General features: G+C 68.9%; 10 protein-coding genes. 7 read left to right on the forward strand and 3 right to left on the reverse strand.

Annotation, left to right across the window (positions count from 1 at the left end):
• Positions 1–4: 4 nt before the first annotated feature.
• The gene (cmrA, locus tag V4U86_RS08310) at positions 5–811 is read right to left on the reverse strand and encodes a mycolate reductase (protein WP_395310778.1); all 807 of its coding nucleotides are present in this window, start codon (positions 809–811) and stop codon (positions 5–7) included.
• A 34-nt stretch (positions 812–845) separates the two neighbouring features.
• Here cmrA and V4U86_RS08315 point away from each other — a divergent pair, with 34 nt between their 5' ends.
• Positions 846–2,153, forward strand: coding sequence for an MFS transporter (locus tag V4U86_RS08315; protein WP_395310779.1), 1,308 nt, complete (start codon positions 846–848; stop codon positions 2,151–2,153).
• Here V4U86_RS08315 and V4U86_RS08320 read toward each other — a convergent pair.
• Both V4U86_RS08320 and V4U86_RS08325 read right to left on the reverse strand, forming a co-directional pair.
• Positions 2,150–2,884 carry an MmpS family transport accessory protein gene (locus V4U86_RS08320; RefSeq protein ID WP_395310780.1) on the reverse strand — a complete coding sequence of 245 codons (735 nt, stop codon included), beginning with the start codon at positions 2,882–2,884 and terminating at the stop codon, positions 2,150–2,152. The two genes, V4U86_RS08315 and V4U86_RS08320, sit on opposite strands and share 4 nt — an antisense overlap.
• A gap of 79 nt (positions 2,885–2,963) precedes the next feature.
• On the reverse strand, positions 2,964–3,551 hold the full coding sequence (locus V4U86_RS08325) for an SACE_7040 family transcriptional regulator (protein ID WP_395310781.1): 588 nt from the start codon (positions 3,549–3,551) through the stop codon (positions 2,964–2,966).
• A 93-nt stretch (positions 3,552–3,644) separates the two neighbouring features.
• On the opposite strand from V4U86_RS08325, the gene V4U86_RS08330 reads away from it, so the two are divergent.
• From V4U86_RS08330 to pdhA, 6 genes are all read left to right on the forward strand, one after another.
• Positions 3,645–5,183, forward strand: coding sequence for a carboxyl transferase domain-containing protein (locus tag V4U86_RS08330; RefSeq protein WP_395310782.1), 1,539 nt, complete (start codon positions 3,645–3,647; stop codon positions 5,181–5,183).
• Between the two features lie 103 nt (positions 5,184–5,286).
• Entirely contained in the window at positions 5,287–7,269 is a 1,983-nt protein-coding gene (locus V4U86_RS08335) for a biotin carboxylase N-terminal domain-containing protein (protein ID WP_395310783.1), read from the forward strand.
• Positions 7,266–8,426, forward strand: a complete 1,161-nt coding sequence (locus V4U86_RS08340; protein WP_395310784.1) for an acyl-CoA dehydrogenase family protein — start codon at positions 7,266–7,268, stop codon at positions 8,424–8,426. The genes V4U86_RS08335 and V4U86_RS08340 overlap by 4 nt, the downstream gene beginning before the upstream one ends.
• Positions 8,423–8,962, forward strand: a complete 540-nt coding sequence (locus V4U86_RS08345) for a MaoC family dehydratase (protein WP_395310785.1) — start codon at positions 8,423–8,425, stop codon at positions 8,960–8,962. The genes V4U86_RS08340 and V4U86_RS08345 overlap by 4 nt, the downstream gene beginning before the upstream one ends.
• Positions 8,959–9,771, forward strand: coding sequence for an HpcH/HpaI aldolase/citrate lyase family protein (locus V4U86_RS08350; protein ID WP_395310786.1), 813 nt, complete (start codon positions 8,959–8,961; stop codon positions 9,769–9,771). The genes V4U86_RS08345 and V4U86_RS08350 overlap by 4 nt, the downstream gene beginning before the upstream one ends.
• Positions 9,772–9,867: 96 nt before the next feature.
• The gene (gene pdhA / locus V4U86_RS08355) at positions 9,868–10,938 is read left to right on the forward strand and encodes a pyruvate dehydrogenase (acetyl-transferring) E1 component subunit alpha (RefSeq protein ID WP_395310787.1); all 1,071 of its coding nucleotides are present in this window, start codon (positions 9,868–9,870) and stop codon (positions 10,936–10,938) included.

Here is a 10,938-nt window from a genome sequence, read left to right on the forward strand (position 1 = left end):
CTACCTAGTCGCCGCCGAGCTTCTTGTAGACCGCGCCGACGATCGGGGTGACGATCGCGCGCGGCGCGTAGCCGCTGGCCACCGACATCGCCTTCGAGGTCAGCCCCGGCACGATGCGCATCTTGTTCTGCTCCAGCGCGTCCAGCGACAACCTGGCGGTGTACTCGGTGTCGATCCACAGGAAATCCGGGATCAGCCGCTCCACCAGCGACTGCTCGGACGGATCGGGCAGTTCGGTGCGCACCGGCCCGGGCGCCAGCAGGGTCACGTGGACCCCGGCGCTCTTGACCTCGCCGCGCAGCGATTCGCTGAAGGTGTTCGCGAACGCCTTGGTCGCCGCGTAGGTGGCGTTGTTCGGGATCGGTGAGTTGCCCGCCGCGGACCCGGAGATCAGGATGCCGCCCGCCCGGCGCTCCAGCATGCCGGGCAGCACGGCCAGGCAGAGGTCGTGCACCGCAATGGCATTGAGCTGAACCTGGGCCTTCTCGCCGGCCGGGTCGAGCTTGGCCAGCGGGCCGAAGGTCGCCGTGCCGGCGTTGGCGCACAGGATGGAGATGTTGCGTCCGGCCAGCTCCTCGCAGAACACGTCACGGGCACCCGGGTCGGCCAGGTCCACCGCCCGCACCTCGACGGTGACACCGTGCTGCGCGGTGATCCGCGCCGCGAGCTCGGTGAGCACCTCCTCGCGGCGCGCGGTGATGATCAGATGGTGGCCGCGGGCGGCCAGGTCCAGGGCAAGAGCCTCACCGATTCCTTGGGAGGCACCGGTGACGACGGCGCGGGCATCGGGATGGGGCGCGGGTACGGGCATGGGAGAAATCGTAAGGACTTATAGGGTGACGGCCATGAACAGCCCCGGGTCGGCGCCCGAAAAGGCCCGGCGGTCACAGGTCCGATCGTGGGTTCTCTACGACTGCGGTGCCACCGCGGTGAACGCCATCGTGGTCACCTTCGTCTTCTCCGTCTATCTGACCGATGCGGTCGGCGCCGGGCTGCCGGGGGAGATGACGCCGTCGAACTGGCTGGGCTGGGCGCTGACCGCCGCCGGGTTGATCGTCGCGCTGCTGGCCCCGGTGACCGGGATCTGGGTGGACGCCCCGCACCGCCGGCGCCGCGCGCTCGTCCTGCTGGCCGGTGCGGTGGTCCTGCTGGTGGTCAGCATGAGCTTCATCAAGACCGACTACACCTATCTGTGGGCCGGGCTGGCGCTGCTGGCGTTCACCGCGGCCTGCAACGACCTGGCCACCGTGCCCTACAACGCCATGCTCAGCCAGCTGTCCACGCCCGCGACCTCGGGTCGGGTCTCCGGGGCGGGCCTGGCGGTCGGCTACGGCGGCAGCGTCGGCCTGCTGCTGATCGTCTATGTGGGTTTCATGGCGGGCGACGGCGGTCTGCTGGGCCTGCCCACCGACGACGGGCAGAACGTGCGTGCGGCAATGCTGCTGACGGCGGCCTGGTTCGTGGCGTTCACGCTGCCGCTGCTGATCACCGCGCCGGCCCCGCCGCCCGACCCGGCGCACCGGCCGGTCGGCTTCTTCGCCTCGTACCGGAAGCTGTGGGGCGAGGTGAAAAGCGAATGGCACCGCGACCGCAACGTCGTCTACTACCTGGTGGCCAGTGCGATCTTCCGGGACGGACTTACCGGCGTCTTCACCTTCGGCGCGGTGCTGGGGGTCAGCGTGTACGGCATCTCGCCGGCCAGTGTGCTGCTGTTCGGGGTGTGCGCATGCCTGGTCGCGGCCGCCGGCGCGGTGGCCGGTGGCCTACTCGACGACCGGTTCGGCGCCAAACCGGTGATCGTCACCGCACTGACGCTGATGATCGCGGTGGGGCTGACGTTGATGACGCTGTCGGGGCCGCTGGCGTTCTGGATCTGCGGGCTGCTGCTGTGCCTGTTCATCGGGCCCACCCTGTCCGCGGCGCGCACCCAGATGCTGCGCATCTCGACCGAGGGCAAAGAGGGTGTCGCCTTCGGTCTGTACACCACGACCGGGCGGGCCGCCGCGCCGCTGGCGCCGTGGCTGTTCGCGTTGTTCATCGGGATCTTCGGCACCGACCGGGCCGGGATGGGCGGGCTGTGCCTGGTGCTCGGGATCGGTCTGATCCTGATGCTCGGGGTCCGCACCCCGCGCCCCGTCCGCGCGGCGGTCTAACCGATCGAGCTGCAGATGGTCAGGCCGGAGCCGGTGCGCTCGCGCACCTTCGCGCCGCTGATCGTGATCGAGCAGCTCACCTGACGCCCGACGTTGATGATGCTGACGCTGGCCGACTGCTTGGCCGGCTGGGTCAGCGCCACCGTCTTGCTCCACGGCAGCAGCACGTTGAACTCGGTCTGCAGGATGCCGCCGTCGTCGACGTAGGTGACGTTGATGGCCCGGCCCTCACCGGTCACGTCATAGGTGACCGTTTCGGTCACGCCGGGGGCGGCCGAGGTGGTCGGCGCCGATCCGCTGGTGGTCGGCGGGACGACCGGGCGCGGGGTCGTGGTGGTGGTCGGGCGGCGCGTCGTGGTCGGCACCGTGGGCTCGGTCGGTTTCTCCGAGATCGTGGGCACCGGCGCGACGACGGTCTGCTGCTGTGAGCTGTTGACGATGACCAGCGCGATGACCAGACCGATGACGGTGACCACGGCAACCCCGGCGACGATCCACAGCCAGCGCGGCGTGCCCGGCGGCTCCGGCGGGGCGGGTGGTGGCGGCGGCGAACCGTAGGGGCCCGCACCGTATTGACCGGTCTGTTCGTACCCGTAGGCCGGGTACGCCGGCAGCGGCTCGGTGGGGCGTGGACCGTACGGGTTCTGACCCGCATAGGCGGGATCGGTGTACCCGTACCGGCCGCCGTCGATTCGCTGCGTCGGCTCGTCCCTACGTGGCGATTCGGTCATGCCCACCTCATGAGCACACACGGTACCCGCGCGATCTGTGCGGGGTGGTCAGTCACCGGTCGGGTCGCCGGGGTGCGACTCAGTGCGCGGCGGCCAGCGCAGCCACCGTCATCGCCCGCAGGATGGTGCGTGAAGCGTGGTCTGTGCTGGGCATTTTGACGCTGTGCGGGGTGGAGTTGAGCAGCCCGAAGATGGCCTGCGCCTTGAGCCGGGCATCGGCTTCGTCGAGCCGGGGATCGATCTGACGGAGCACATCGACCCAGATCTCGACGTACTGCCGCTGCGACTTGCGGACCTGACGCTTGGCCGCCGGCGGCAGGTGCGCCAGGTCGCGGTCCTGGATGCGAATGAGATTCGATTCGCCGAGCGCGAAGTCGAGATGGAAGTCGATCAACCCGTCGAGGGCGGCTGCGGCATCGGGGGCGGCGGCGACCACCTCGCGGGCCCCGGCCAGCAGGCGGGTGCTGATGCCGACCAGCAGTTCCACCAGCAGGGCTTCCTTGTTGGGGAAGTGCCGGTAGATCGCGGGGCCGCTGACACCGGCCGCCGCACCGATGTCCTCCAGGCGAACGGCCAGGTAGCCGTGCTCGGCGACCAGCCTTTCGGCCGCGCCGATGAGCTGTGTCCTGCGATCGGATTTGGCCTTGCTGCGCGGAGTCTCGGTCATCCTCGCCCCGTTTCGGCGTAGACATTTGAGTTAGTGACGATTAACATCGTACGAGTTAGTCGTCATTAACTCAAATGGAAACGGGTTCCAGCGATGACACATCGCGACGCACACGTCGCCCTGGTGACCGAACTACGCGCCAAGCTCGATGCGGTGGCGCTGGGCGGTCCGGAGAAGGCGCGAGAACGCCACGTCGGACGCGGCAAGCTGCTGCCGCGGGATCGGGTGGACGGGTTGCTCGATCCGGGCAGCCCGTTCCTGGATGTGGCGCCGCTGGCCGCCGACGGCATGTACGACGACGACTGCCCGGGCGCGGGCATGATTGCCGGCATCGGGCGGGTGTCCGGGCGCGAATGCATGATCGTGGCCAACGACGCCACCGTCAAAGGCGGCACCTACTACCCGATCACGGTGAAGAAGCACCTGCGCGCGCAGGAGATCGCGCTGCAGAACCGGCTGCCCTGCATCTATCTGGTGGACTCCGGCGGCGCCTTCCTGCCGCGCCAGGACGAGGTCTTCCCCGACCGTGAGCACTTCGGCCGGATCTTCTACAACCAGGCGACCATGAGCGCGCAGGGCATTCCGCAGATCGCGGCGGTGCTGGGCTCCTGCACCGCGGGTGGCGCCTACGTGCCGGCGATGAGCGACGAGGCCGTCATCGTGCGCAACCAGGGCACCATCTTCCTCGGCGGCCCTCCGCTGGTGAAGGCCGCGACCGGCGAGGTGGTGACCGCCGAGGAGCTCGGCGGCGGCGACCTGCACTCCAAGACCTCCGGTGTCACCGACCATCTCGCGCATGACGATCGCGACGCACTGCGCATCGTGCGCAACATCGTCAACACCTTCGGCCCGCGCCTGGACCCGCCGTGGGAGGTGCGGCCGACTGTCGAGCCGATCGCCGATCAGGCCGAGCTCTACGACGTGGTGCCGGTCGACTCGCGGGTGCCCTACGACGTCCACGAGGTCATCAACCGGGTTGTCGACGGCGGCGAATTCCAGGAGTTCAAGGCCGAATACGGCACCACGCTGGTGACCGGGTTCGCCCGCATCCACGGCCACCCGGTCGGCATCATCGCCAACAACGGTGTGCTGTTCGGCGAATCCGCGGTCAAGGGCGCGCATTTCATCGAACTGTGCGACAAGCGCAACACCCCGCTGGTGTTCCTGCAGAACATCGCCGGATTCATGGTCGGGCGCGACTACGAGGCCGGCGGCATCGCCAAACACGGCGCCAAGATGGTCACCGCGGTCGCCTGCGCGCGGGTGCCCAAGCTGACGGTGGTGATCGGCGGCTCCTACGGTGCGGGCAACTACTCGATGTGCGGGCGGGCGTACTCGCCGCGGTTCCTGTGGATGTGGCCCAACGCCCGCATCTCGGTGATGGGCGGCGAGCAGGCGGCCTCGGTGCTGGCCACCGTGCGTGGGGACATGACGGCCGAGCAGGAAGAGGCGTTCAAGGCCCCGATCCGCGAGCAGTACGAACACCAGGGCAACCCGTACTACTCCACCGCACGGCTGTGGGACGACGGCGTCATCGACCCCGCCGATACCAGAACCGTTCTGGGGCTTGCCCTGTCAGTTGTCGCACAGGCTCCGTTGGAGCCGGTGTCCTACGGCGTCTTCCGGATGTGAGCGAGATGTCCGACTTTCCCGCTCCGGTCCGCCCCTCCGCTCCTCGCTGCGTTCCTCGCTGCGCTGCGGTACTCGCTGCGATGCTCAGGAAGGACCTCCGCTCATGATGTTCCACACTGTCCTGGTCGCCAACCGCGGCGAGATCGCGGTCCGCGTGATCCGCACCCTGCGCGCCCTGGGCATCCGCTCGGTCGCGGTGTACAGCGACGCCGACGCGGGCGCCCGCCATGTCGCCGAGGCGGACACCGCGGTGCGCATCGGTCCGGCCGCAGCCCGGCAGAGCTACCTCGACATCGCCGCGATCGTGTCCGCAGCGCAACGCACCGGGGCCCAGGCGGTGCACCCCGGATACGGATTCCTCGCCGAGAACGCCGAATTCGCCTCCGCTCTGGACGCCGCGGGCATCGTCTTCATCGGCCCGCCGGAGAACGCGATCAAGACCATGGGCGACAAGATCGCGGCCAAGGCCGCGGTGTCGGAGTTCGATGTGCCGGTGGTACCCGGTATCTCGCGCCCCGGCCTCACCGACGAAGACCTGATCGCCGGGGCCCCCGACGTCGGGTTCCCGGTGCTGGTCAAACCGTCCGCCGGTGGCGGCGGGAAGGGCATGCGGGTGGTGCACGAGGCCGCCGAACTTCCGGCCGCCCTCGTCTCGGCCCGCCGGGAGGCGGCCTCGGCCTTCGGTGACGACACACTGTTCCTGGAGCGATTCGTGTTGCGGCCCCGCCACATCGAGGTGCAGGTGCTCGCCGACGGGCACGGCAACGTCATCCATCTCGGTGAACGCGAATGCAGCCTGCAGCGCCGGCACCAGAAGGTCATCGAGGAGGCGCCCTCGCCGCTGCTCGACGCGGCGACCCGGGCACGCATCGGTGAGGCCGCCTGCAACACGGCACGCAGCGTCGACTACACCGGCGCCGGGACCGTCGAGTTCATCGTCTCCGCCGATGCACCCGACGAATTTTTCTTCATGGAGATGAACACCCGCCTGCAGGTCGAGCACCCGGTCACCGAAATGGTCACCGGTGTGGACCTGGTCGAACAGCAGATCCGCATCGCCGCCGGCGCCGAACTGGGCATCGCCCAGGAGGACATCACCTTGACCGGGCACGCCATCGAGGCCCGCGTCTACTCCGAGGATCCCGGCAACGGGTTCCTGCCCACCGGCGGCACCGTGCTCGACGTCGTCGAAAGTTCGCGGGCCCGAAACGATTCGGGCATCTACCCGGGCACCGTGGTGGGCAGTGACTACGACCCGATGCTGGCCAAGGTGATCGTGCACGGCGCCCACCGCGACGAGGCGTTGCAGGGCCTGGACCGGGCGCTGGCGCACACCGCCGTGCTCGGCGTCACCACCAACATCGACTTCCTGCGCTTCCTGCTCGCCGATCCCGATGTGGCCGCGGGCCGGCTCGACACCGGGCTGCTGGACCGGCGCACACCCGATTACGTTGCGCCACAAGCCACCGACCAGGAACTGATCGCCGCCGCGGCCTACCGCTGGCTGGACACCTGGGCGCACGCCGATACCAACCTGTGGTCGGTACCCACGGGCTGGCGCACCGGTGCGCACGCACCCACGGTGCTGCGCCTGGGCGCGGGGGAGCGGACCGACCATGTGCGCATCACCGGCACCCCCGACGCCGCGGTGGCCGAGGTCGAACACGGTGACAGCTACCGGATCAGCGCCGCACGCCGGGACCGCACGCTGGCTATGACCGTCGACGGAACCCGCGTCGAGTACGTCGTCGCCGCCGAGACCAGCCACGTCTGGCTGGCCGGGCCCGAACGCGCCATCGCCGTGCACGAGGTGCGTGAGGCACCGGTCCGTCCCGATGACGAACACGCCGGGGACGCCGAACTTCTCAGCCCGATGCCGGGAGCCGTCGTCGCCGTCGGCGTCGAGGCCGGGACCGAGGTGAGCGCCGGCACCGTCGTCGTCACCGTCGAGGCCATGAAGATGGAACATGCACTGTCCGCGCCGGTCGCCGGCGTGGTCGAACTTCTCGTCGCCGTCGGCGACCAGGTCAAGGTGGGCCAGCCGCTGGCCCGAATCATTGCTGCAACCAAGGAGACCGAGTCATGACTGACTTCTTGTCGACCGGGTCACTACCCGACGACTACGCACAACTGGCCAAGACCGTCCGCGACTTCGCGCAGAACGTCGTCGCGCCGGTGTCCGCCAAACACGATGAGGAACACAGCTTCCCCTACGAAGTGGTGTCCGGGATGGCCGACATGGGCCTGTTCGGTCTGCCGTTCCCCGAGGAGTACGGCGGCATGGGTGGCGACTACTTCGCGCTCTGCCTCGCGCTGGAGGAACTGGGCAAGGTCGACCAGAGCGTCGCCATCACCCTGGAAGCCGGTGTCTCGCTGGGCGCCATGCCGATCTACCGGTTCGGCAACGACGCGCAGAAGCAGGAGTGGCTGCCGCTGTTGGCCAGCGGCAAGGCCCTCGGCGCCTTCGGCCTGACCGAGGCCGGCGGTGGCAGCGACGCCGGCGCCACCCGGACCACCGCCAAGGAGGATGGCTCGGACTGGGTCATCAACGGTTCCAAGCAGTTCATCACCAACTCCGGCACCGACATCACCAAACTGGTCACCGTGACCGCGGTGACCGGGGAAAGCAACGGGAAGAAGGAGATCTCCTCCATCCTGGTGCCGGTGCCCACCCCCGGGTTCACCGCCGAGCCCGCCTACAGCAAGGTCGGCTGGAACGCCTCGGACACCCACCCGCTGAGCTTCGACGATGTCCGGGTGCCCCGGGAGAACCTGCTCGGCGAGCGGGGCCGCGGCTACGCGAATTTCCTGCGCATCCTTGACGAGGGCCGGATCGCAATCGCCGCGCTGTCGGTCGGCGCCGCGCAGGGCTGCGTGGACGAGTGCGTCAAGTACGCCAAGGAGCGCGAGGCGTTCGGCGCCAAGATCGGCACCTACCAGGCCATCGCCTTCAAGATCGCCCGGATGGAGGCCCGCGCGCACGTCGCGCGCACCGCCTACTACGACGCCGCCGCCCTGCTGCTGGCGGGCAAGCCGTTCAAGAAGGCCGCCTCGGTGGCCAAGATGGTGGCCAGCGAGGCCGCCATGGACAACTCCCGCGACGCCACCCAGATCTTCGGTGGTTACGGCTTCATGAACGAGTACTCGGTGGCCCGGCACTACCGGGACTCCAAGATCCTCGAAATCGGCGAAGGGACAACCGAAGTGCAGCTGATGCTGATCGGGCGGGAGCTGGGCCTGTGAGCGCAGAGCAAAAGGCCGGGCGGGACGGCGAGAAGAAGGCCGGGCGGGACGGCGGGAAGAAAATCGTCGAACAGCGTGGGCTGTGGTTCGAGGAGTTCGAGCCCGGCGTCGTCTACCGGCACCGGCCCGGCCGCACCATCACCGAAGCCGACAACGTGCTGTTCACCACGCTGACCATGAACACCCAGGCGCTGCACCTGGACGCCGCATTCGCCGATGCGTTGCCGCCGTTCAACGCACGCCTGGTGAACTCGATGTTCACGTTGTCCACCCTGGTCGGACTGTCGGTGGCCCAGTTGACCCAGGGCACCATCGTCGGCAACCTCGGCTTCTCCGACATCGCCTTCCCCAAGCCGCTCTTCCACGGCGACACGCTGTACGCGGAGTCCGAGGTCATCGACAAACGGGAATCCAAGAGCCGTCCCGGGGAGGGCATCGTCACCTTCGCCCACACCGGCCGTAACCAGCACGGCGACATCGTGGCCACGGCATCCCGCAAGACGATGGTGCGCAAGAAACCGCAGGAGGACCAGTGACGCTCGCCAGCCCCGGACCGGCCTGGATCTTCTGCCCGGCCGACCGCCCGGAGCGGTTCGAAAAGGCCGCTGCGGCAGCGGACGTCGTCATCCTCGACCTGGAGGACGGTGCGGGCGACAAACCCGCCGCGCGGGAAGCCGTGGTCAACACCCCGCTGGACCCGACCCGCACGGTCGTCCGCATCAACGCCCACGACACCGAGGACCAGCGCCTCGACCTGGAAGCGCTGGCGCGCACCGGGTACACCACCGTCATGCTGCCCAAATGCGAGGCCGCCGAGCAGATCACCGCGCTGGCGCCGCTGCAGGTGATCCTGCTCGTCGAGACGCCGCTCGGCGCGCTGAAGGTGACCGAGACCGCGGCGGCCGCCAACGCGCTCGGTGTCATGTGGGGTGCCGAGGACCTGTTCGGGTTCATGGGCGGCACCGCCAACCGGTTCCCCGACGACACCTACCGCGATGTCGCCACGCACGTGCGCTCACAGTCGCTGCTGGCCGCCAAGGCGTACGGCAAGCTGGCGCTGGACTCGGTGTACATCGACATCAAGAATCTCGACGGGCTGCGCCGGGAGACCGATGACGCCGTCGCGGTCGGCTTCGACGTCAAGGTCGCACTGCACCCGAGCCAGGTGTCGGTGATCCGCGAGGGTTACCGGCCCACCGCGGAGCAGGTCGAGTGGGCCCGACACATCCTGGCCGCCGCCGGCGATCAACAGGGTGCGTGGGCTTTCGAGGGCATAATGGTGGATGCCCCGGTATTGCGACGGGCGGAGCGGATCGTCGCGCTGGCACCACACCCCGGTAGCTAGCCGGCACCCCTGACCAAGGGGGATCGCGCCGATTGCCGCAGTACCCAGCAACCTGTGGACGGGCGGCCTAACATGTCGCCATCTGAAGGAGGCGGTATGGACGGTGGGTCGGTAGGCGATGTGGTGCAGCTCGTCCAGCCGGACGGGACGCCGAGCGATGACAGCCGTTACCGTCGTGATCTGCCGCCGGAAACACTGAGCTGGCTCTATGAGCAGATGGTGCTCACCCGTGAACTCGACACCGAGTTCGTCAATCTGCAACGGCAGGGCGAGCTCGCGCTCTACGCGTCCTGCCGTGGTCAGGAAGCCGCCCAGGTCGGTACCGCCGCCTGCCTGCGCAAGACCGACTGGCTGTTCCCGGCGTATCGCGAGCTCGGCGCGTTCCTGACCCGCGGCATCACGCCCGCGCAGATGAGTGCGGTGTGGCGCGGCACCTGGCACGGCGGGCTGTCATTCACCGAGAAGTGCTGTGCCCCGTTCTGCATCCAGATCGGGGCAAACGGCCTGCACGCCGTCGGTGCCGCCATGGCCGCCCAACGTCTGGACGAGGACTCGGTGACGGTGGCCTATATGGGCGACGGCGCCTCCTCCGAGGGAGACGCGCACGAGGCACTGAATGTGGCCGCGGTGTTCCGCGCACCGTGCGTATTCGTGGTGCAGAACAACCAGTGGGCGATCTCGGTACCGGCCGCCCACCAGTACGCGGCCGAGTCACTGGCGCACCGTGCCGCGGGGTACGGCATGCCCGCGGTCCGGGTCGACGGCAACGACGTGCTGGCCTGCTTCACGGTGATGGAACGCGCGGTGCAGCGGGCCCGCGAGGGCGGCGGGCCTACCTACATCGAGGCGATGACCTACCGGATGGCACCGCACACCACCTCCGACGACCCCACTCGCTACCGGACGGCCCAGGATGTCGAGCAGTGGGCCGCACGGGACCCGATCGACCGGTACACCACGTACCTGGATTCGGTGGGGGTGCTGACCGAACGACTGGCCGAACGGGTCGCCGGCCGCGCCACCCGGTTGCGCGCCGAGCTACGCGACGCCGTGGTCGGCGCACCGGATATGGACATCGCCGACGTCTTCGACTCCGTCTATGCCGAGATCACCCCCGAGTTGGCCCGCCAGCGTGACCAATTGCTCGTCGAGCTGGGGAAGGACTGA

Origin of the sequence: Mycobacterium sp. AMU20-3851 (assembly GCF_043974665.1) — a bacterium.
GTDB lineage: Bacteria > Actinomycetota > Actinomycetes > Mycobacteriales > Mycobacteriaceae > Mycobacterium.

Excerpts from the sequence above, each read along its gene's own strand:
- cmrA (WP_395310778.1), bottom strand. The coding sequence starts at position 811 with ATGCCCGTACCCGCGCCCCATCCCGATGCCCGCGCCGTCGTCACCGGT.
- V4U86_RS08315 (WP_395310779.1), top strand. The coding sequence starts at position 846 with ATGAACAGCCCCGGGTCGGCGCCCGAAAAGGCCCGGCGGTCACAGGTC.
- V4U86_RS08320 (WP_395310780.1), bottom strand. The coding sequence starts at position 2,884 with ATGACCGAATCGCCACGTAGGGACGAGCCGACGCAGCGAATCGACGGC.
- V4U86_RS08325 (WP_395310781.1), bottom strand. The coding sequence starts at position 3,551 with ATGACCGAGACTCCGCGCAGCAAGGCCAAATCCGATCGCAGGACACAG.
- V4U86_RS08330 (WP_395310782.1), top strand. The coding sequence starts at position 3,645 with ATGACACATCGCGACGCACACGTCGCCCTGGTGACCGAACTACGCGCC.
- V4U86_RS08335 (WP_395310783.1), top strand. The coding sequence starts at position 5,287 with ATGATGTTCCACACTGTCCTGGTCGCCAACCGCGGCGAGATCGCGGTC.
- V4U86_RS08340 (WP_395310784.1), top strand. The coding sequence starts at position 7,266 with ATGACTGACTTCTTGTCGACCGGGTCACTACCCGACGACTACGCACAA.
- pdhA (WP_395310787.1), top strand. The coding sequence starts at position 9,868 with ATGGACGGTGGGTCGGTAGGCGATGTGGTGCAGCTCGTCCAGCCGGAC.